A 20,690-nucleotide genomic window follows, 5' to 3' on the forward strand; every position below is an offset into this window, starting at 1 on the left:
TGCAGGGTGGGCAGGTGTCCGACGCCCGCCGTACCGACCTGGTACTTCTGCTGGTCGCGATCGTCTGGGGTTCGAGTTATCTCTCCGCCCAGACCGCGACGTCCGCTCTCCCCGTCCTGCTGGTGCTCTTCGCCCGCTACGCCCTGTCCGCGCTCGCCTGCCTGGGAGTCGTCGTCTCCCGCGGGCGAGGCCCGCGCCGGTGGACCCGCGCGGAACTGCGGGCGGGGCTGCCCCTGGGTCTCACTCAGGCCGCGGTCCTGGTCGTCGAGACCTACGGCGTCGCCCACACCAGCGCCGCCAACGCGGGGCTGATCATCAGCCTGACCATCGTCCTCACCCCCCTCCTCGACCGCACCGGACACCGGGGCGGCCTGCCGCCCGTGTTCTACGCCGCCGCCGGTGTCTGCGTGCTGGCCGTCGGGATCCTCATGGCGGGCAACGGCTTCCACGCGCCCCGCCTCGGCGACCTGCTGATGCTGGGTGCCGCGGTCGTACGGGCCGGTCATGTCGCACTCGTCGGCCGGCTCACCGCGGGCCGGGCGATACGGCCGCTGCACCTCACGACCGTGCAGACCGTCGTCGGCACGGTCCTGTTCCTCCCCCTGGCCGCGCGCGACCTTCCGACCCTGGTCCACGCGGACTCGGCGACCTGGACGCAGCTGCTCTATCTCGCCCTGTTCTGCAGTGTGTTCGCCTTCCTCGCCCAGACCTGGGCGGTGCAGCGCACCTCGGCCAGCCGGGCCAGTCTGCTGCTGGGCACGGAGCCGATCTGGGCCGCGGCGGCGGGGGTCGCCCTGGGCGGCGAGCACTTCACCGCGCTGACCGGGCTCGGGGCGGTCATGATGATCACCGGCACCTACTGGGGGCAGTCCGTGGAACGCGCCCACCGCGCAACCGCCTTGCACCGCACCGCAGTTCAGCCCACGCCCACCGAAGAGGACACCCGATGCCCGCCGACGACGCCCACGAGCCGTACGACACCTACGACCGTCTGATCACCCTGCTCGACACCTCCTCCGTCGACTACCGGTTGATCGACCACGTACCCGAGGGCACCACGGACGCCGTGTGCGCGCTGCGCGGGCACCCTGCCTCGGAGGCGGCGAAGTGCATCGTGCTGCGGGTCAAGGTGGACCGCCGGACGACCCGGCATGTCCTCGCGGTCGTCCCGGGGGACCGGCGCGTGGACCTGGACGCGATCCGGACACTGTTCGCCGCGCGCTATGTCGGGTTCAGCGACGCGGAGACCGCCGAACGGCTGGCCCGGGCGATCCCCGGCACGGTCCTGCCGTTCAGTTTCGACCCCGAACTGGAGCTCGTCGCCGACCCGGACGTCGTCAAGCAGCCCCGGCTCTACTTCAACGCCGCCCGACTCGACAGGTCGCTGTGCCTGTCGGGGCCCGACTACGAACGGTTGGCGAACCCGCGGGTGGAGCCCATCGCGGGTCCGGCGCCGGAGTGATGCCGCCGGCCGGAGACCGCCGCCCGCCAACACTCCCGTCACACCGTCTCGTCCGCCGGCTCACGCAATGGCCACGTGCCGTCGATCACCGCTGTCTCGTCGCCCTTGCGGCGCAGGAAGTTCTGGAAGTCCGCCGCCCATTCCGCGTACCACTCGATCTGACGGCGGTGCAGGTCCGCCGGGCCGAGGGCCGCGACCTTGGGGTGGCGCGCGGCTATCGCGCAGGCCAGCCGGGCCGCGGCGAGGGCGTCGGCGCCGGCGTCGTGGGCGGTGTCGAGTGCGATGCCGTACTCCGTGCAGACCGCTTCGAGGTTGCGCTTGCCGCGGCGGTAGCGGTCCACCGAGCGGTCGATGGTGTACGGGTCGATCACCGGTGCGGGGTCGAGGCCGCCCAGGCGCTCACGCAGGGACGGCAGGCCGTAGCGGCGCAGTTCGGCGGAGAGGAGGCTCAGGTCGAAGGCGGCGTTGTAGGCGACGACCGGGACGCCCGTCTTCCAGTAGGTCGCGAGGACGTCCGCGATGGCGTCGGCGACCTGGTCCGCGGGGCGGCCCTCGGCACTCGCCCGTTCGTTGCTGATGCCGTGCACCGCCACCGCTTCCGCCGGGATCTCCATGCCCGGGTCCGCCAGCCACTCCCGGCGCCCCATGGGCTGCCCGTCCCTGACCTCGATCACGGCTGCCGTGACGATGCGCGCCTCGCGCGGATCGGTGCCGGTGGTTTCCAGGTCGAAGCCGATCAGCAGCTCTCGGTGCCAGCCCATGGGCGGTCCCCCTTCTTGGTGGTGCTTTCCCCCAGTGGTCCCCACCTTCCCATGTGCCACTGACAATCGGAGGACCACGTTCCCCTTGGCGCCCTGCCCTACGGGACGTTCAGGACACCGGCCGCGAATCCGCCCAGTTCGTCTCGAACTCCTCGCGGTAGGTCGGGAAGAGGCCGCTGTCGTCCACGTCGCCCGCCTTGACCACCCGGTTGCCGCTGCGCAGCACGAGAACCGGTGCCTCCATGCCCCGCGACCGGCGCAGATAGGACTGCACGACCGCGATGCCGTCCGAGCCGTCGCCGTCCACGAGGTAGGCGGAGAAGCGCGGGGTGTCGTCGTAGACCTGGATCTGGAAGGCGCCCGGGTCGCGCAACTTCGACCGGACCCGGCGCATGTGCAGGATGTTCATCTCGACGGCCCGGCTCAACTCACTGCGCTTCATGCCCAGTTCCCGCTCGCGCCGCTTGACCGCGCTGGAGGCCGGGTTCAGGAACAGCAGCCGCACCCGGCAGCCGGCCTCGGCCAGGCGCACCAGACGGCGCCCGGAGAAGTTCTGCACGAGGAGGTTGAGGCCGATACCGACGGCGTCGAGACGACGGGCGCCGCCGAAGATGTCCTCGGCGGGGAACTGGCGCAGCAGCCGCACCCGGTCGGGGTGTACGGCGACCACGTCGGCGTACCGGTCGCCGACCAGGTCCTCGACCGCGTCGACGGGCAGCCGGCGGGCGGACGGCACGTCACCGCCGGTGCCGAGTATCTCCAGCAGCTTGGCGGCGGCGCGCTCGGCCTGGCCGAGGACCGCCTCGGACAGGGCCCGGTTGCGGGAGACGACGTTTCGGGTCACCTCCAGCTCGTCCAGGGCCAGTTCGACGTCCCGGCGGTCGTCGAAGTAAGGCTCGAAGCACGGCCAGTGCTGCACCATCAGCTCGCGCAGCTGGGGCAGGGTGAGGAAGCTGAGGACGTTGTCGTCGGCGGGGTCGAGCAAGTAACCCTTGCGGCGGCTGACTTCGCGGACCGCGACCGCGCGCTGGACCCACTCCTGTCCGGCGGGTCCGGCGGCCGCGACCACCCAATCGTCGTGGCCGTGGACGGGTTGGTAGATGGGACGCAGAACAGCGGCCACGACGGCCCGCAGCCGCTGTTCGACGAGGTTCAGCCAGATGTAGGCCCGGCCGGCCCGCTGTGCGCGCGTACGTACCTCGCGCCAGGCGTCGGCGTCCCAGTCCAGCTCCGGCCCGATCGTCGCTCCCGCGTCCATCGGCCGTGCCAGGGACACCGTGCCGGGCGGGGCGTCTGCGGAGTTCCCCTCGTGACCCTCGTCACCAGGGGGCAACTCCAGCCCTCCCGAGCCCACCCGCGCACCGCCTTCCGCTCCCCCGAGCACTCCCCTTGCCAACGATCAAGGAAGGGTACTCCGGTAGCGGTCGGCGGTGCAGCCGGATGGACAGGGTCTTTCTCAACTACCGAATTCCCAGTGCCCGTTCTGCCCGGCGAGCTCGGCCGGAGTGAGCGGATTCATAGCCGTGACGTCCCTGGGAGCGATGGAGAATCCCTGCCAGTGGACCGGCATGGGCTGCTGGTCCTCGTCCCGGGCGATGTGGTGGAAGCCCACGTTCATCCAGACCACCGGGTGGGTGAGCGCCTGTCCGTTGACCCACTTGTCGACGGACTTGCCCGCTCCGGCACCGCAGTCGGCGGTGTTGTTGCTGGCGAACTGCTCGCACGGGTTGTACTCGGTGAAGTACACGTCGTGCTTGGTGAAACTGCGGCCCGGGTACCTGGTGGTCGGGCCGGGGACGATCTCGTACGACCGCTGGTGCCAGTCCTTGTTCTTGCCGGCCGCGCTGACCATGCGCCACCAGCGGTAGCTCTTGGAGTCTCCGGCGAGTTCCTTGGTGACCGGGGTGCGGGTGGTCTTGACGGTCGCGGCCTGCTGGCCCTGGGCGGCCGCGGTGACCGTCGAGTCGTACTGCTCGACCCGGTTCTTGGAGGAGCCGTCGAGGGCGAAGTCCAGGCGCCAGAAGGCGTTGTGGCTGTGGCTGGTGGCCTGGGCGCGGGGGCCCTTGCCGATGGGCCAGCCGCGGCCGTCCCCGGCGTCGTAGTCCTCGAAGGAGAGGCTGCCGGTCGCGCCGAGGTTCATGGTGATGGTGCCGTCGTCCTGGAAGCGCCACTCGGTCATGTACTCGTACCAGCCGACCTGGTTGACCGAGTAGACGAGCAGGTCCTTGCCCTGGGCCTGGTAGACCTTGTTGGCGCTGTCGCCCTGCATGCGGTAGGCGTGGCCGCGCGAGCGGGTCGTGGTGCACAGGCCGTTGACGTCGGAGTTGTCCGGGTCCCAGGAGTCGGGGACCTTGACGCTCTTGATGGTGCCGCCGGGGCACTCGCCCGGGTCCAGGTTCATCAGGCCCTGGGCGAAGCCGAAGCCCGTCAGGTCGTCGTACTCGACGCTGCCGTCGTCGTAGGGGACGTGGATCTGGCCGAGCCGGGCGCTGTTGAGGACCTTGATCGGCGCGGCCTCGCCCTTGGGCTGGTAGGAGATGTTCTCCAGGACGAGGCCGGCCTTGCTGTCGTAGCGCCAGCACATCCGCCAGGTCGTGCCGCTGGAGAGCTTCTGCTCGATCTTGTAGGCGGTGCTGCACTCCGCCGCGGCCGCGGCGGCGGCCTTCGGCTGGGCTGCGGCCGGTCCCGCACCAGTGGTGACGCCGGCGGCCAGCGCGGCCACGGACACGCCGAGGGCCGCGTTCCTGCGCACGCGGCTGATTCTGTTGACACGCATGAAGAGATGACTCCCTTGCGGAAGGACAAGGTGGGAAAAGCGGACGAAGAGGGCAGATCAGCTGTCGAGCTTGGCGACCTTGCGGGCGCTCAGATCGATCACGAAGGACCTGGCGTCGATCCAGGGACCGTTCTTCACCTTCGGGAACAGCCGCACACAGCGGTGCTCGCCGCACTTGTCGAGCACGGCCGGCTGCCCGCCCGGGACGGCCCGGTACACGGCGCCGGTCAGCAGCAGCTGATTCGGGTCGGTGAGTTCCTTGTCGGTGGCGTCCTTGTAGTCGGACTTCAGGTCCGCGCCGAGCGGGTCGGCGATCAGAAGGCTCGCGGCCTCCGCGTACTCGGCACTGCTCAGCGGCGGCTGGACGCCGTGCTGGGTGCCGGTCGCGACGACCTTGCCGCTGTCGAGGTCGACGGTCCTGGTGACGAGGGTGTCGTCCCGGTAGTCGTAGAACGTCACGTCCGCGCGTCGGGGCGCGTTCGGGTCGTCCAGTTCGCCGACCTTGGGGTCGGCGAGGTCCACGGTGAGCCGCTCGGGGCCGCGGTCGCCCTCGACGTCCTCACTGGCGTTGAGCAGCTGCGGGTTCACGGCGATCTGCTCGACCCGCTGGATCTCGTCGTCGGTGAGCGGGTCGCGGCCCTTGCCCTTCGCGCCCTCGGCGGCCGGCGCCTTTTCGACCACCCCGGGCGCGACGGCTCCGTCCGCACCCTGTCCCGCCTGCGCCGCGGACTGTCCCGAGGCCGCCTTGCCGCCCCCCGTGTCGTCCGCCCCCGCGGTGCCCGGAAGGGTGATCCCGACCATCACGGCGGTCCCGGCCACCGCGATCGCCGCACCTGCCACCACCTTCCCGAGGTGGCGGTGCACTATCTTGCGCACATCTTCCCCCTACTCCCCGGGCAAGCTCCGGGAGTATGTGTCTGCCCCACTGGTTCGGCACAGGACGATCCTGTGATCGTCCTGTGCACTGGTCGATCGGTAAGAGGGATGTAAGTCATAGGTGGTTCCATCACTTTCGTGGACACTCGGGGCCAAGGGGCCCCATGCGGCGCGGGACAGCTGAAAGAGTCGGTTCATGCAGGTCTGGCCTGGAGAGGCGTATCCACTCGGTGCCACGTACGACGGCGCCGGTACCAACTTCGCGGTCTTCACGGAGGCCGCGAACCGAGTAGAGCTGTGTCTGTTGCACGACGACGGCTCGGAAACGGCGGTGGAACTGCGCGAGAGCGACGCGTTCGTCCGGCACGCGTATCTGCCGGGCGTGATGCCCGGGCAGCGCTACGGCTTCCGCGCGCACGGACCGTACGCACCTGAGCGCGGCCTGCGCTGCAACTCGTCGAAGCTGCTGCTCGACCCGTACGCGCGCGCGATCAGCGGTTCGATCCGCTGGGGCGAGGAGGTGTACGGCTACCACTTCGACTCGCCCGACAAGCGCAACGACCTCGACTCGGCGCCGCACACCATGACGTCGGTCGTGGTCAACCCCTACTTCGACTGGGGCGACGACCGGCGGCCGCGGATCGGGTACCACGAGACGGTGATCTACGAGGCGCACGTCAAGGGCCTCACCATGCAGCACCCGGGGCTGCCCGAGGAGCTGCGCGGCACCTACGCCGCGCTCGCGCACCCGGCGATCATCGAGCACCTGGTGGAGCTCGGCGTCACCACCCTGGAGCTGATGCCGGTCCACCAGTTCGTGAACGACCACCGCCTGGTCGACATGGGCCTGAACAATTACTGGGGCTACAACACGATCGGTTTCTTCGCCCCGCACAACGCGTACGCCTCCTGGGGAGACCGCGGCCAGCAGGTCCTGGAGTTCAAGTCGGCGGTCAGGGCGCTGCACGAGGCCGGCATCGAGGTCATCCTGGATGTCGTCTACAACCACACCGCCGAGGGCAACCACCTGGGCCCGACGCTGTCCTTCAAGGGGCTCGACAACCCGTCGTACTACCGCCTCACCGAGGATCCCCAGTACTACATGGACACCACCGGCACCGGGAACTCCCTGCTGATGCGGTCCCCGCACGTCCTTCAGCTGATCATGGACTCGCTGCGGTACTGGGTCACCGAGATGCATGTCGACGGTTTCCGCTTCGACCTGGCGGCCACTTTGGCCCGGCAGTTCCACGAGGTGGACCGGCTGTCGTCGTTCTTCGACCTGGTGCAGCAGGACCCGGTGGTCTCCCAGGTGAAGCTGATCGCGGAGCCCTGGGACGTCGGCGAGGGCGGCTACCAGGTGGGCAACTTCCCGCCGCTGTGGACGGAGTGGAACGGCAAGTACCGCGACACCGTGCGGGACCTGTGGCGGGGCGAGCCGCGCGCGCTGGCGGAGTTCGCGTCCCGGCTGACCGGTTCCTCGGACCTCTACCAGGACGACGGCCGGCGTCCGCTGGCCTCGATCAACTTCGTCACCTGCCACGACGGGTTCACCCTGCACGACCTGGTCTCGTACAACGACAAGCACAACGACGCCAACGGGGAGGGCAACCGCGACGGCGAGAGCCACAACCGGTCCTGGAACTGCGGTGCGGAGGGCGAGACCAACGATCCGGCGGTGCGGGAGCTCCGCGCCCGTCAGATGCGCAACTTCATCGCCACGCTGATGCTGTCCCAGGGCGTGCCGATGATCAGTCACGGCGACGAGGTCGCGCGCACCCAGCGCGGCAACAACAACGCCTACTGCCAGGACAGCGAGCTGGCCTGGGTCCAGTGGCCGGAGGAGGCCGGGGACGGGGCGGCGGGGCTCGGCGCCGAGCTGCTGGCCTTCACACGCGCGATGGTGTGGCTGCGCAAGGACCATCCGGTCCTGCGGCGCCGCCGCTTCTTCCACGGGCGACCCGTGGAGGGGACCCACGGCGAGCTGTCGGACATCGCCTGGTTCACTCCCGAGGGCAAGGAGATGACCCAGCATGACTGGGACCGGGCGCAGGCTTCGGCGCTGACGGTCTTCCTCAACGGCAACGCGATCTCCGAGCCCGGTGCCCGCGGGGAACGGATCGTGGACGACTCGTTCCTGCTGATGTTCAACGCCTCGCCGAAATCGCTGGACTTCGTGGTGCCGGTCAACCACGGCCGGCAGTGGGAGGTGGTGGTCGACACCGCCCGTCCGGACGGGGTGCCGCCGGGCACGGGACCCAAGGTGCAGGCAGGGGACAAGCTGACGCTGGTGGATCGGAGCATGGTGGTGTTGCAACGGCCTGTCTAGCACGTTGACGTCGGGACGGGACGGGACCGTCCCGACGTCGGGGTCCCGATGTCGATGTTCCGTACACATGGAGCACGCGATGACACGAAAGGCGGCAGGGCGGGTACGTAGGTCTGCATGACATCTGAGCGACCCGACCCGTCGGTGCCGACGGCCACGTACCGGCTGCAGCTGCAGCCCGAGTTCCCGTTCGCGGCCGCGGCGGCGGCCGTGCCGTATCTGGCCTCGCTGGGCGTCTCGCACCTGCACCTGTCCCCCGTCCTGGAGTCCGTCCCGGGTTCGACGCACGGCTATGACGTCGTGGACCACGCGCGCGTGCGTGAGGAACTGGGCGGCGAGGACGGGCTGCGCGCACTGTCGCGCACCGCGCGGGAGCACGGGCTGGGCCTGGTGATGGACATCGTGCCGAACCACATGGCGATGGACCCGCGCCACAACCGCGCCTTGTGGGAGGTGCTGCGGGAGGGCCCGAAGTCGCCGTACGCGCGCTGGTTCGACATCGACTGGGAGGCACAGGGCGGGCAGGTGCTGCTGCCGGTGCTGGGGCAGCCGGTCGGCGCGGAGCTCGGCAACCTCACGGTGGACGGCGACGTCCTGCGCTACTACGACCATGTGTTCCCGCTCCGCGAGGGCACCGGGGACCTCCCGTTGCCGCAGCTCCTGGACGCGCAGTGGTACCGCCCGGTGTGGTGGCGGCTTGCGCGTACGGAGCTCAACTACCGGCGCTTCTTCAGCATCTCGGAGCTGATCGGGGTGCGGGTCGAGGACCCCGAGGTGTTCGAGGCCACCCACGCCAAGATCCTCCAGCTGCTGCACGAGGGCGTGGTGGACGGGCTGCGGGTCGACCACCCCGACGGCCTCGCCGACCCCGGCGCCTACCTCCGGCGGCTGCACGAGGCGACCGGCGGGCGCTGGACGGTCGTGGAGAAGATCCTGGCGGACGGGGAACGGCTCCCGGCGTCCTGGCCCGTGGCGGGCACGACGGGGTACGACGCGCTGCGGCACATCGACGGGCTGTTCACGGACCCGGCGGGGTTCGGGGAACTCCTCGGGCAGTACCGGAGGTTCGCGGCCCCGCAGACCGACCGCGGCGGCGACTGGGCCGCGACGGCTCGGCGGGCGGCGTACAAGGTGATCACGCACGAGCTGGCCGCGGAGACCGACCGGCTGACCCGGGTGGCGGCACGCGTGTGTGCCACGTCCTCGGAGCCCGTGCTGCGCGACCGCGCGCCCTGGGCGCTGCGCACCGCGCTCCAGGAACTGCTGGTGCGGATGGAGGTCTACCGGCCCTACGGCTCCTCGGACGCCGCGTCCGTCGTCACGGAGGAGGCCGCGGCCGAGGCCCGGCTCGCCTTCGTGGTCCCGGAGGAGGCGGGCGCCGTCGACGTCGTACGGGATCTGGTGCTGGGGCGGGCCGGTGACGGGCCGGACCAGGTGGAGTTCCGCACCCGCTTCGCGCAGACGGCGTCGGCGCTGCGGGCCAAGTCCGTGGAGGACACGGCGTTCTATCGGTATGTGCCGCTGCTGTCGGCGACCGAGGTGGGCGGCAACCCCGGAAGCCCGGCCGTCGCGCCCGAGGAGTTCCACGCCTACTGCGCGCGCGTGCAGCGTGACTGGCCGCTGACGGGAACCGTGGTGTCGACGCACGACACCAAGCGCAGTGCCGATGTGCGCGCGGCCCTGGCCGTGCTCACCGAGTGTCCCGAGTGGTGGGCGGACACGCTGGCCGAGGTGACCCGTGCCGGTGACGGCGGTCCGGACGCACAGCTGGCGTGGGCGGCCTGGCAGACGGTGTTCGGGCTCGGCCCCGCGGACCCGGAACGGGTGCGGGAGGCGCTGCTGAAGCATGTGCGCGAGGCGGGCCTGTACACGAGCTGGACGGAACAGGAACCGGCGTACGAGGAGGCGGTGGCGGACTTCGTCGCGGCCGGGCCGGGCGGGCCCCAGGGCGAGCAGGTGACCGCGCTGCGCAGCCGACTCGAACCGCACATCCGGGCGAACGAGCTGGGCACGGCCCTGGTGCAGCTGACGATGCCCGGGGTGCCGGATGTGTACCAGGGCACGGAGGGCAGGTACCTGGCGCTGGTGGACCCGGACAACCGGCGGGCCGTGGGGTTCCCGCCGCAGGAGGCCGGTGACAAGGGCGCGCTCACGGCCGCCGCGCTGCGGCTGCGCCGACGCCGGCCGGACGTCTTCGGCGACGCGGCGACGTACACGCCGCTGGCCGCGGAGGGGCCCGCCGCGGCGCACTGCGTGGCGTTCGCGCGCTCCGGGGAGGTGATCACCGCGGTGACCCGGCTGTCGCTGCGGCTGGCGGAGGCGGGCGGCTGGCGGGAGACGGTGCTGCCGCTGCCGCCGGGCGTCTGGCGTGACGTGCTGGTGCCGGAGCGGGAGTTCTCCGGCCACGCGCACGTGGCGGAGCTGCTGGGCGAGTCGCCGGTGGCGCTGCTGGAACGGGTCGCCACGGATTGACGGAGCGCGGGTGAGTGAGGCCGCGTCCTGTGCGGGAGCCCGGTGGTGGAGCGCGGGCAAGGCCGCTGGCGCCCATGGGCCGTGCCGGTTGCCGGTACGTGCTTCCGGGCGCCCCCGGGAGGCTCCCCGCGGCGTGCTTGACAGCGCAACCAGACCGTGGGGTACTGCGGATTGCGAGGCCGGTCGGACGTGTCGGGGGTGAGTCTGCTGCCGGAGCTGCGCTACCCCACGGTGACGGAACTGGTCCGGACCGCGCGGGCGTTGGCCGCACAGTGGCCCGGCGTCTGCCGGCTGAGGCAGGTGGGTGTCTCGCGCGCGGGCAGGCCCCTGCATGTGCTGTCGATCGGCCGGGCCCGCAGGGCCGTCCTGGTGGTCGCGGGCGCCCACTCCAACGAACCGGCCGGCGGCCCCGCGGCTCTGGCCGTGGCCCGGCGCGTTCTGGCCGAGGAGGAGTTGAGGTCGGACACGTCCTGGCACTTCCTGCTGTGCGCGGATCCCGACGGGGCGAGCCTCCACGCCACCCCGGCACCGCGCAGCCTCTTCGACTACCATCTCGGCTTCTTCCGGCCGGCCGGGCCGGAGCAGCCGGAGTGGGCCCCGGCGATGCTGCCGCCGGACCGGCTGCCGCCGGAGACCCGCGCACTGACCGGGGTGATCGACGAACTGCGGCCCTACGTCCAGGTGACGCTGCACGGCACCGACCTGGGCGGCAGCTGGGTGCAGTTGACGAAGGACGTCCCGGGTGTCGCCGAGCCGTTCGCGAAGTCCGCGGCGGAGCTGCACATCCCGGTGGAGACCGGCGCCTCGGACGCGGCGGGCTGGCCGGCGTCCGGGCCCGGGGTGCATGTGATGCCGGCGCCGGGCGCCGGGGCGGCGTACCCGAGCATGCCGGACGACGCGCGGCGCAGCACCTGGCACCACGCGCACCGATACGGCGGTCTGACCGCGGTGGTCGAGGTACCGATGTGGGCGAGCGACCAGGTGGACGATCCGGCCCCGCATCCGGCGCCGGCGGCGGCGATGCGGCGGCTGGCGGGCCGGCTGCTGTGTGAGTCGCGGGCGGTGGACCATGTGCTGGCGGAGGCGCTGCCGCGTCTGGAGGGCGTCGACGGGCCGCTGCTGCGGGCCGCCGCCTGGGGTCTGGAGCTGGTGCCGGGGCTGGCCGCGGACTGGGTCCACACCCGGCCCGCGGACGACTCGAAGGCGTACATCGGCAGTGTGGACGCGTTCTCCCGCCGGCTGCCCCTGCGGGCCGCGGCCATGCTGCTACGGGTCCTGCGGGAGGCCGACGACCGCGCGGCCCCGCGTCTGGAACGGCTCGTCAAGGCGTGGAGCGATTCCTTCGCGGCACGCTTCGGGGCCCGCTGGGTGCCGTTGGAACACCAGGTGGAGCATCAGGCCCGCACGGTCGTGACGGTGGCACTGCACGCGCGCGTGCGGGCGGACTGAGCCCGCCCCGCACCGCACGCGTGGGCGTCAGCTCTCCAGCGCGAAGACCGCCCCGGTCCGGGCTCTCATCACACAACCGTTCGAGAAGGTCTGGCGGTACTCGACCGGTCGGCCGCTCCACTGTCCGCGGGCCTGGACGGTGACCGGCGCATAGAGCATCGGGCAGTAGACGTCCGCGGGCGGAAGGGCGGCGATGTCACCGCCGACGGAGTCCAGTTGAGCGCAGGCCTCGGCGGCGCGGCCGTGGCCCTGGGGCGGGTCGCACAGCAGGAGGGTGCCGCGGGTGTCGCTGGAGCGGCCGTCGCCCGTGGTCACCATGAGGTAGAGATGGTCGCCGCCGGCGGAGGTTCCTGCCGTCGCGGGGGCCGCGGCGGCCAGGAGCAGGGCGGCTGCCGTCAGGCCCAGGTGTGCCGCTCGCCGTACCGCTGTCGGTGTGCTCGTGTTCGTCATTCCCGATGCATCGGCACGACGGCCTCGGATCCCCAGCCCGGCTCACCCGAACGGGAACACGCGGGCGCGTGCCGTACGGCGAGGTCGAAGGCGGCGAGCACGACCCGGGACTGGTACTCGATCTGGCGCGGGACCGGGATCCAGCGGGCGCCGCAGCCGTCGCGGTAGTCGGCGCACCACAGGTCGATGAGCCCGTCCAGTTCCGGCAGCGCGCCGGCCGGGTCGGCGCCCGCGCGGGTCACGAGCTGGTGCAGGAGCCCGGCCGTGCGCAGGGCGAGGCGCCGTCCGGCGATGCGCAGCGCGGCCAGATGACCGGTGCTGAGCGGGGGCAGCGGGCGGCCGCCGTCGGTGACGTCGGGGTCCCAGGCGTCGGCGAGTCCGGGGCCGACCAGTAAATAGTCCTCGACCGGGGCGAGCAGCCGGGCCGCGTCCGGGGCGGCCGAGACATGAGGGCGGATCCGCGCGAGGACGCCCTCCAGGAGCCGTGCGTCGCGGCGCAGCGTGTGGCTGACGGTGCGCAGTACGGCGGCCGCGTCGGCGGGTGTGCTGCCGTCCTCGACGGCGGCCACGCCCCACATGGGCGCCTCGACGACGGCGGTCACGGTGCCGTGCCGGTGCGGGTGGTACCACGTCGACTCGACGGCGGCCTCGGTGATGGCGGCGGCCAGGTCGCCGCGGCGGGGCGGCGGGATGCGGTAGACGGCGGGTCCCAGACACGGCCAGTAGAGGGTGTCGTACGGTCCCAGCTCGCGCGGGATGCGCAGCCGGGCCGCGGTGTGGGCGACGCGCCGGGCGAGGCCGGGCAGGTCGCGGGTGAGTTCGACGAAGCCGCCGCCGACGTCGACGCCGTGCAGGGAGCACTGCAGGAAGGGTCGCAGTTCGTCCTGGAGGGCGAGGAGAGTGCGGGTCTCCGGCAGTGCGGCGGCGTCCGCGCCGTCGGGCAGCCACTCCGGCTGTTCGCCGAAGCCGGGCCGGAAGAAGTTGCGGAAGTAGCGGCCGAGCGAGTACGGGCCGCGCAGCCAGCCCTCGTTGCGGCGCAGGCCGTCGGGGTCGAGGCAGAGCAGCAGGTTCCAGGTGGCGTCGGCCCCGACGGTGAGCCGGGGGTCGGCCAGCACGCGCTCGGCCAGTCTGAGGACGGTGCCGCCGCCCACGGGCTCGTTGGCGTGCGGGCCGGCGACGACGAGGGCATGGCGGCTGCCGTGGCCGACGGAGAGCAGCCACAGGGGGTTGCCCGCGCGGGAGGTGCCGGCGCGGCGCAGCCGGGCGTCTGCGGGATGACGGGCGACGAACGCTGCTGCCCGTGCGCCGAGATCGTCGACGGTCGGGTAGCGGAGGAGGGGCGGCAGGGCACACCTCCACAATGTGGTGCCGTCGGTTCACCTGGTGTGCACGGTGTACGCACAGTCAGTCACGACTTGAGGGGTACGTCAACACCGTGCGGCGGAAAGGGCATTGGGCCGCGACCGCAGGTAAAGTCCAGGCCAGAGGTGAGGTTGGGCTCAGTTGATCGCGAGCCGGAAGGCCATCCGGCCGAACCCGACCTGATCGCCCTCGCGGACGACGGCGGCGCCGATGACCCGTCGGCCGTTGACCGTGGTGCCGTTCGTGGAGCCGAGGTCGCGCAGGACCCACATGCCGCCCTGACGGCTGAGTTCGGCGTGGACGCGGGAGACCGTCTCGTGGGTCAGCCGCAGTCCGTTGGCCGGGTCGCGGCCTATGCGCAGCGCGTGGCCGCTGCCGGGGTGGGGCAGCAGCAGCTTGGGCAGGCGCTCGGCCTGCCACGCCCTGCGCAGCCGCACGGTGAAGCCGGAGACGGCCTCGACGGTGCCGAACACCAGCCGGGAGACGCGGCTCTCCTGGGGCAGGTCCGCGGTGAGCACCGCGAGCTCGTCGGACCGGCGCGCGATGAGGGCCAGTTCCATGCGGCGCACGAACGTGTCGTGCGACAGGCGGCCCATGGCGACGCCGTCACGGAGCACCTTCAGCACCTTGTCGCGCTCCGCGTCGGACAGGCGCGCGGGGTACGTGTTGAACTCGAAGGACGACGTCACGTTGGTGATTGTCGGGCAGCGAACCCCGGGTGTCCAGAAAACGAGACGACGGCCGCCACCGGTGCGTACCTGACGACACCCGCCGCAAGGGGGAAGATTTCACGGCGGATTGATCGCGTTTGAAGCACCATGGACGGGCTACATCACGGGGAGCAGACGAAGGGGACCGTCCGTGCAGTTCGAGGTGTGGGCACCGCAGGCCGACCGTGTGACGCTCCATTGCGAGGGCGCCACGCGCGCGTTGGAGCGCGATCCGGAGCGCTCGGGATGGTGGTGGGGCGAGGCGGACGCCGGGGACGGCAGCCGGTACGGCTTCGCGCTGGACGACGGCCCGGTGCTGCCCGACCCGCGCTCGCGCCGTCAGCCGGACGGGCCGGACGGACTCAGTGCGGTCGTCGAGCACGAGCGGTACGCCTGGCGTACCCGGTGGGCGGGCCGTCCCCTGCCGGGAGCGGTCCTCTACGAGCTGCACGTGGGCACCTACACGCCCGAGGGCACCCTGGACGCGGCCGCCGCCCGGCTCGGCCATCTCGTCGAACTCGGCGTCACGCACGTCGAGCTGATGCCGCTGTGTCCTTTCCCGGGACGGCACGGCTGGGGCTACGAGGGCGTCTCCCTGTGGGCGGTGCACGAACCCTACGGCGGGCCCGAGGCCCTGAAGCGTTTCGTCGACCGGGCGCACGAGGTGGGCCTCGGGGTCGTCCTGGACGTGGTGCACAACCACCTGGGCCCGTCGGGCAACTATCTGCCCGCCTTCGGACCGTACTTCACGGACACGCACCACACACCCTGGGGCTCCGCGGTCAACCTGGACGCCCCGGGCTCCGACGAGGTGCGCGCCTATCTGCTGGGCAGCGCGCTGTCCTGGCTGCGGGACTACCGGATCGACGGACTGCGCCTGGACGCGGTGCACGCGCTCGCCGACACGCGCGCGTGCCACTTCCTGGAGGAACTGTCGACGGCTGTCGACAACCTGGGTGCCGAACTGGGACGGCCACTGTTCCTCGTCGCCGAGTCCGACCTCAACGACCCGCGGCTCATCACACCCCGCGCCCAGGGCGGTCTCGGGCTGCACGCGCAGTGGAACGACGACTTCCATCACGCCCTGCACACCGCGCTGACGGGCGAGTCCCAGGGCTACTACGCCGACTTCGCCCGCGCGCCCCTGGCCTCGCTCGCCAAGACCCTCACCGGCGGCTACTTCCATGACGGCACCTACTCCAGCTTCCGCGGCCGCAGCCACGGGCGTCCGCTGGACCGTACCCGCGCGGCGGCGCACCGGCTGCTCGGCTACTCCCAGACCCACGACCAGGTCGGCAACCGCGCCCAGGGCGACCGGCTGGCGGCGTCCCTCTCCCCCGGTCTGGTGGCCTGTGCGGCGGCGCTCGTGCTGACCGCGCCCTTCACGCCCATGCTGTTCATGGGTGAGGAATGGGCGGCGAGCACGCCCTGGCAGTTCTTCACCGACCACACCGATCCCGAGCTCGCCGAGGCGGTACGGCGGGGCAGGAGGCGGGAGTTCGCGGAGCACGGCTGGGCCGAGGAGGACGTACCCGACCCGCAGGACCCGGCGACCCGCGACCGCTCCTGCCTCGACTGGTCCGAGCTCGACCGCGAGCCCCACGCGCGCGTGCTCGCCTGGTACCGCCGGCTCCTCGCCCTGCGGCACGAGCAGCCGGACCTCACCGACCCCGACCTCGCCGACACCAAGGTCGCCTACGAAACGGACCAGCGCTGGCTCGCCTTCCGCCGCGGGGACGTCCGGGTGGCCGTGAACCTCGCGAAGTCCCCGGCGGCCATCCCCCTGGGTCCCCGCGAGGCCCGCGTCCTGGCCGCCTGGGAGCCGGTGGACGCTCCGGGTGCGGACGGGGTGCTGCACGTGCCCGGTGAATCGTGCGTGGTGCTGCTGCAGGCGTGACCTCATGGGGCTCCTTCGGTTCATGAGGCGACCGGCAGGGCGTGTCGCGCCTGCAGGCCGACGCGGGTCCGGAGGGTGCGGCCGCGGACGACGATGACCGCGAGACGGGCGACGAGCTCGCCGAAGACCATGAATGACCCTGACCCGTATCTGCCCGTCCGCGTGCCGGACCCGGGTGATCAGGCCTCCGGCCAGACCGAAGCCCGGTCCCGGTGAAGGCGCCGATCAGCGCCAGGGGCAGCAGGATCGTGCGCAGCGTCGGCCTCTCCTCGCGCACCTGCCGGAAGACCACCAGGAGAAGCGCCCCGTGGGTGGAACGAGGGTGGAAAAGACCAGGTGGAGCCGCTACAACTCCGCGTCGTCCGTCTCCTCGTCCCGTAGCTCGGTGACGCGTTCCAGCAGGATCGCCTCCCAGGCCCGCCGCAGCCGGGTGCGCAGCAGGGGCAGGGGCTCGGTGGTGCGCCCGTCCAGGCCGGCGGCGAGGCGGATCACGGTGTCGCAGCGGGCGAGCCACAGACCGCGCAGGCAGGGTCGGGCACCGTATCCGGCGAGGGTGGCGGCGCGGACGGCGGCGGGCGAGCCGACGGCGAGGGCGAGACCCGCGATGTCCTCCGCGGGGTCGCCGACGACCGTACCGGTCCAGTCCAGGACGCCGCGCACCCGGCCTTCGGCGCTGATCACGAGGTGTTCGCCGGTCAGCGCGTGATGCACGATGACCGCACTGCCCGGCTGCGCGGCGAGCTGGACCGCGGCCGGCGAGGTGAGCTGCTGGAGCCGGGCCGGATCGAACTCGTCGGCCGCGCGGAGGCGTTCGGCGGCCCGGCCGGCCTCCCGGCGCAGCGCCTCCAGGGAGCGCGGGGCGCCGCGCGGGACGCCGAGCGCCTCGGCCTGTCGTACCGGCACCTCGCGCAGCCCGGTGAGCAGGCCGGCCAGGTCGGCCTCGCCGACGGCGGACACGTCGTGCTCCTCCGCCGAACCGCCGGGCACCTTGGTGTCGAGCGTGTAGGCCAGCCCGGGCGCCCACTCGCCCTGCGCCACGCTGGTCGGCACCGCGACCGGCACGTGCGGGCGGACCAGGTCGCGCAGCCGCAGTTCACGGCGGCTGCGGGTGGAGGCCTCGCGGTCGCCGGCGAGACGCAGGACATGCCGGGTGCCGACCCACCAGGTGGACGGCCCGCCCTCGGCGACCGGCCGGATCTCGGGTCCGCCCGTGTCGGGCGTGCTGTCCTTGAGCAGGGAACGGACCAGCCGGCGGACCGTGTCCGCGGTGGGTGTCGGTGCCTGGGTCATGGTCGCGCCGTAGTCGCTCGAGGGGTGGAGGGGCTCCTGGGGGGGGCTCGGTCAGTCCACTATGACCATCTCGCGGGTGGTGTCGTTGAGCCTGCGGCCGCCGTCCTCGGTGACCGTGACGATGTCCTCGATGCGTACCCCGAAACGGCCCGGCAGATAGACGCCGGGCTCCACGGAGAAGCACATGCCCGCCACGAGGGGCTGCTCCTCGCCCTCGATCATGTACGGCGGTTCGTGCGTGGTGACGCCGATGCCGTGCCCGGTGCGGTGGATGAAGTACTCGCCGTACCCGGCGTCGGCGATGACCGCGCGGGCGGCCCGGTCGACCTCCTGACAGGGCACGCCGGGCCGTACCGCCCGGAAGCCCGCCTCCTGTGCCGCGCGCACGAGGTCGTGCACCCGGCGCTCCTCGTCGGTCGGTTCGCCGACGTGGACCGTGCGGGAGGTGTCGGAGCCGTAGCCGTCCTTGAGGCCGCCGAAGTCGAGGACGACCATGTCGCCGCGTTCGATGACCCGGTCCCCCACCTCGTGGTGCGGGTTGGCGCCGTTCGGCCCCGAGGCGACGATGGTGAAGTCGACCTGGGAGTGACCGAAGCGGCGCAGCAGATCGGCGAGGTCGGCGGCCACCTCCGACTCCCTGCGGCCACCGAAGGGAACCTTCCGGATCTCCTCGAACGTCGCGTCGGCGGCCGCGCCCGCGGCAGCCAGCAGCTCCAGTTCCGCCGCGTCCTTGACGGCGCGGAGCATCGGCAGGGCCTCGGTGAGGGAGGCGTACGACGTGCCGGGCAGGGCCTTCTGCAGACCCAGCAGGTGCATGGCCCAGGCGTTGTCACTGATGCCGAACCGGCCACCGGCGTCCAGGAGGGCGGCGGTGGCGGCGTAGGGGTCCTTGCCGTCGGTCCAGTCCCGCAGGGTCAGGGCGCTCGCGCCGACGGCCTTGGCGGCGTCCGGTGCCTCCAGGGTCGGCACGACGAGGAAGGGGTCCTGTCCGGGGGCGAGGACCAGCAGGGTGAGCCGCTCGGTGACGGCGGGGGGCGCGTAGCCGGTGAGCCACACCATGTCCGGTCCCGGGGCCACGAGGAGTCCGGCGAGCCCGGCCTCGGCGGCCGACCGTGCCGCGCGCTCCATACGGGCCCTGTAGTCGTCGGCGGCGAAGGGCGCTGCGGTGCCGGTCATCCGGGCCTCCTGGGGCGGGTGAGGGTCGTTGGGCAGCATCCTGCCCGGACGGCGAGGGGCGCGCGAGCCGGTCGGCACGTCTTTCGGTCGCCGTGTCTTCGGTCGGACCGGACGGGCGCCGGGCTTACGTCAGCTCTCCAGGGCCATGCGGACGCCGAGGAGCAGCAGGACGCCTCCGGAGACCTGTTCCAGTCGCCGGCGCACGCCCGCGCGGGACAGCACGGCCCGCAACCGGCCGACGAACCACACGTAGAGGCCGTAGTAGCCGATCTCGTAGACCGCCCAGAGCGCGGCGAGCCCGACCATGGTGGGCAGGTGCGGGGCGCCCTCGGGCACGAACTGCGGCAGGAAGGACATCGCGAAGACGGCCGCCTTGGGGTTGGCGAGGTTGAGGAGCAGTCCCGCGCGGTAGGCGGCCCAGCCGGTCCTGCCGGTGCTCTCCCAGCCGCCGGCGTCGGCCGCCCCCTTGGCGCGGCGCGCCTGCCGCAGCGCCTGGACGCCGAAGGCGACGAGCGTGACGGCACCGACGATCCGCATCACGTCGTAGGCGATCTCGGAGGCCGTCAGCAGCGCGGTCAGGCCGAGGGCGGCGACGACGCCCCAGATGAACACCCCGGTCTCGTTGCCGAGGACGGTCAGGAAGCCGGCGCGTCGGCTGTGCAGCGACTGCTTGATGATCAGCACGGTGCTCGGGCCGGGTGACGCGGCGATGAGGGTGCAGGCCCCCAGGAAGGCGAGGAGCGTGGTCGGCATGGGCCCATCGTGACGTCGGCGACCGGATCCGGACCAGTGGATTTCCGTCCCGGCTGACGGAAGGGACTCGAGAGACTTGATCAGGCATCGCTTCTAATGTTTGTATCAATCCCAACCATTAGAGGGGGTACGTCGTGCTCGTGCTCGCACACATCAGCGATCTGCATCTCGACGGGACCGCACGGGCGACGGAGCGCGCCGAGCGGGTGCGCGACCGGCTGTGGCAGCTGCCGGGGCAGGTGGACGCCCTGCTGGTGACCGGTGACATCGCGGATCACGGCGCCGAGGCGGAGTACGAGGAGGCCGCGCGGATCCTGGGACTGCACGAGGGTGACGCGCCGTTCCCGGTGCTCACCTGTCCCGGCAACCACGACAGCCGCGCCCCGTACCGCAAGGCCCTCCTGCGGGAGCCCGTGGCCGACGGGCCGGTGAACAGCGTGCGGGTCTTCACCGGCGGTGCGGTACTGATGTGCGATTCCAGCATCCCGGGGAGCGACGAAGGGGCCCTGGACGAGGAGACGTACGACTGGATCGAGGCGACGCTCGACGCACTGGACGGGAGTCTTCCGGCACTGCTGGCCTTCCATCATCCGCCGGTGGCCCTGCACCACCCGCTGCCCGACTCCTACCAGCTGACCGGGCCCGGCCGACTGGCCGCGCTGCTGGAGCGGCGGCCCGAGATCGCCGGCCTGATCACCGGTCACGCGCACACGCCCGCGGCGACGGTGTTCGCCGGGCGGCCGCTGGTCGTCGGGCCGGGGGTGACCTGGACGCTACGGCTGCCCTGGGAGGGCGAACAGATCGCGGACCGGGACGCGCCGGTGGGTCTGGCCTTCCATGTACTGGACGACGAGGGACGACTGACAACGCACTTCCGGGTGGTGACGTGACGCCGGGAGCGGGGGACGACAGGTCACGGGCGTCCGC

The 20,690-nt window shown here is 72.1% G+C and carries 17 protein-coding genes; 7 read left to right on the plus strand and 10 right to left on the minus strand.

The genetic code is table 11. The annotated features are described in order from the left end of the window. The first annotated feature begins 14 nt into the window (after positions 1-14). Both ACGFWE_RS32295 and ACGFWE_RS32300 read left to right on the plus strand, forming a co-directional pair. Positions 15-995, plus strand: a complete 981-nt coding sequence (locus ACGFWE_RS32295; RefSeq protein ID WP_393603522.1) for a DMT family transporter — start codon at positions 15-17, stop codon at positions 993-995. Continuing rightward, the gene (locus ACGFWE_RS32300) at positions 947-1,462 is read left to right on the plus strand and encodes a YbaK/EbsC family protein (protein WP_393603524.1); all 516 of its coding nucleotides are present in this window, start codon (positions 947-949) and stop codon (positions 1,460-1,462) included. The genes ACGFWE_RS32295 and ACGFWE_RS32300 overlap by 49 nt, the downstream gene beginning before the upstream one ends. A gap of 38 nt (positions 1,463-1,500) precedes the next feature. On the opposite strand, the gene ACGFWE_RS32305 is transcribed toward ACGFWE_RS32300, so the two are convergent. From ACGFWE_RS32305 to ACGFWE_RS32320, 4 genes are all read right to left on the minus strand, one after another. After that, entirely contained in the window at positions 1,501-2,223 is a 723-nt protein-coding gene (locus tag ACGFWE_RS32305; RefSeq protein ID WP_352381877.1) for a 3'-5' exonuclease, read from the minus strand. 109 nt (positions 2,224-2,332) lie between these two features. Further along, positions 2,333-3,577: an SAV2148 family HEPN domain-containing protein gene (locus ACGFWE_RS32310; protein WP_352382540.1), complete on the minus strand. Its 1,245-nt coding sequence runs from the start codon at positions 3,575-3,577 to the stop codon at positions 2,333-2,335. A 102-nt stretch (positions 3,578-3,679) separates the two neighbouring features. Continuing rightward, the gene (locus ACGFWE_RS32315; protein ID WP_352381878.1) at positions 3,680-4,999 is read right to left on the minus strand and encodes a copper amine oxidase; all 1,320 of its coding nucleotides are present in this window, start codon (positions 4,997-4,999) and stop codon (positions 3,680-3,682) included. A gap of 57 nt (positions 5,000-5,056) precedes the next feature. After that, positions 5,057-5,875: a Tat pathway signal sequence domain protein gene (locus tag ACGFWE_RS32320; RefSeq protein WP_352381880.1), complete on the minus strand. Its 819-nt coding sequence runs from the start codon at positions 5,873-5,875 to the stop codon at positions 5,057-5,059. A 196-nt stretch (positions 5,876-6,071) separates the two neighbouring features. On the opposite strand from ACGFWE_RS32320, the gene glgX reads away from it, so the two are divergent. From glgX to ACGFWE_RS32335, 3 genes are all read left to right on the plus strand, one after another. Further along, positions 6,072-8,204: a glycogen debranching protein GlgX gene (glgX, locus tag ACGFWE_RS32325; RefSeq protein ID WP_352381882.1), complete on the plus strand. Its 2,133-nt coding sequence runs from the start codon at positions 6,072-6,074 to the stop codon at positions 8,202-8,204. Positions 8,205-8,321: 117 nt separating this feature from the next. Continuing rightward, positions 8,322-10,676, plus strand: coding sequence for a malto-oligosyltrehalose synthase (gene treY / locus ACGFWE_RS32330; RefSeq protein ID WP_393603527.1), 2,355 nt, complete (start codon positions 8,322-8,324; stop codon positions 10,674-10,676). Between the two features lie 198 nt (positions 10,677-10,874). Further along, positions 10,875-12,125, plus strand: a complete 1,251-nt coding sequence (locus tag ACGFWE_RS32335) for a M14 family zinc carboxypeptidase (RefSeq protein ID WP_393603529.1) — start codon at positions 10,875-10,877, stop codon at positions 12,123-12,125. Between the two features lie 27 nt (positions 12,126-12,152). Here ACGFWE_RS32335 and ACGFWE_RS32340 read toward each other — a convergent pair whose 3' ends face one another. From ACGFWE_RS32340 to ACGFWE_RS32350, 3 genes are all read right to left on the minus strand, one after another. Beyond that, a complete protein-coding gene (locus tag ACGFWE_RS32340; protein ID WP_393603531.1) occupies positions 12,153-12,575 on the minus strand; it encodes an SSI family serine proteinase inhibitor in 423 nt (140 codons plus the stop codon). Next, positions 12,572-13,936: a M14 family zinc carboxypeptidase gene (locus ACGFWE_RS32345; RefSeq protein WP_352381890.1), complete on the minus strand. Its 1,365-nt coding sequence runs from the start codon at positions 13,934-13,936 to the stop codon at positions 12,572-12,574. Before ACGFWE_RS32345 ends, ACGFWE_RS32340 begins: the two co-directional genes overlap by 4 nt. Before the next feature lie 138 nt (positions 13,937-14,074). Further along, positions 14,075-14,626 carry a DUF1707 and FHA domain-containing protein gene (locus ACGFWE_RS32350; RefSeq protein ID WP_352381892.1) on the minus strand — a complete coding sequence of 184 codons (552 nt, stop codon included), beginning with the start codon at positions 14,624-14,626 and terminating at the stop codon, positions 14,075-14,077. A gap of 172 nt (positions 14,627-14,798) precedes the next feature. On the opposite strand from ACGFWE_RS32350, the gene treZ reads away from it, so the two are divergent. Continuing rightward, positions 14,799-16,544, plus strand: a complete 1,746-nt coding sequence (gene treZ / locus ACGFWE_RS32355) for a malto-oligosyltrehalose trehalohydrolase (protein ID WP_393603532.1) — start codon at positions 14,799-14,801, stop codon at positions 16,542-16,544. A gap of 345 nt (positions 16,545-16,889) precedes the next feature. Here the strand turns inward: treZ and ACGFWE_RS32360 are convergent, their stop codons facing one another. The 3 genes from ACGFWE_RS32360 to ACGFWE_RS32370 all read right to left on the minus strand — a co-directional run bounded on the left by ACGFWE_RS32360 (position 16,890) and on the right by ACGFWE_RS32370 (position 19,763). Continuing rightward, the gene (locus ACGFWE_RS32360) at positions 16,890-17,834 is read right to left on the minus strand and encodes an aminoglycoside phosphotransferase family protein (RefSeq protein WP_393603533.1); all 945 of its coding nucleotides are present in this window, start codon (positions 17,832-17,834) and stop codon (positions 16,890-16,892) included. Positions 17,835-17,885: 51 nt separating this feature from the next. Further along, positions 17,886-19,010 carry an aminopeptidase P family protein gene (locus ACGFWE_RS32365; RefSeq protein WP_352381897.1) on the minus strand — a complete coding sequence of 375 codons (1,125 nt, stop codon included), beginning with the start codon at positions 19,008-19,010 and terminating at the stop codon, positions 17,886-17,888. Between the two features lie 129 nt (positions 19,011-19,139). Next, positions 19,140-19,763, minus strand: coding sequence for a LysE family translocator (locus ACGFWE_RS32370; protein WP_393603534.1), 624 nt, complete (start codon positions 19,761-19,763; stop codon positions 19,140-19,142). Positions 19,764-19,897: 134 nt separating this feature from the next. On the opposite strand from ACGFWE_RS32370, the gene ACGFWE_RS32375 reads away from it, so the two are divergent. After that, on the plus strand, positions 19,898-20,653 hold the full coding sequence (locus ACGFWE_RS32375; RefSeq protein WP_352381901.1) for a metallophosphoesterase: 756 nt from the start codon (positions 19,898-19,900) through the stop codon (positions 20,651-20,653). The last annotated feature ends 37 nt before the right edge of the window (positions 20,654-20,690 follow it).

It is taken from the genome of Streptomyces sp. NPDC048523 (assembly GCF_043199815.1).
Lineage (GTDB): Bacteria > Actinomycetota > Actinomycetes > Streptomycetales > Streptomycetaceae > Streptomyces.

What these genes read in the sequence shown, in the direction of transcription:
- ACGFWE_RS32370 (WP_393603534.1), bottom strand. Translation starts at nt 19,763, where the DNA reads ATGCCGACCACGCTCCTCGCCTTCCTGGGGGCCTGCACCCTCATCGCC.
- ACGFWE_RS32315 (WP_352381878.1), bottom strand. Translation starts at nt 4,999, where the DNA reads ATGCGTGTCAACAGAATCAGCCGCGTGCGCAGGAACGCGGCCCTCGGC.
- ACGFWE_RS32300 (WP_393603524.1), top strand. Translation starts at nt 947, where the DNA reads ATGCCCGCCGACGACGCCCACGAGCCGTACGACACCTACGACCGTCTG.
- ACGFWE_RS32365 (WP_352381897.1), bottom strand. Translation starts at nt 19,010, where the DNA reads ATGACCGGCACCGCAGCGCCCTTCGCCGCCGACGACTACAGGGCCCGT.
- ACGFWE_RS32360 (WP_393603533.1), bottom strand. Translation starts at nt 17,834, where the DNA reads ATGACCCAGGCACCGACACCCACCGCGGACACGGTCCGCCGGCTGGTC.
- treY (WP_393603527.1), top strand. Translation starts at nt 8,322, where the DNA reads ATGACATCTGAGCGACCCGACCCGTCGGTGCCGACGGCCACGTACCGG.
- ACGFWE_RS32305 (WP_352381877.1), bottom strand. Translation starts at nt 2,223, where the DNA reads ATGGGCTGGCACCGAGAGCTGCTGATCGGCTTCGACCTGGAAACCACC.
- ACGFWE_RS32340 (WP_393603531.1), bottom strand. Translation starts at nt 12,575, where the DNA reads ATGACGAACACGAGCACACCGACAGCGGTACGGCGAGCGGCACACCTG.
- glgX (WP_352381882.1), top strand. Translation starts at nt 6,072, where the DNA reads ATGCAGGTCTGGCCTGGAGAGGCGTATCCACTCGGTGCCACGTACGAC.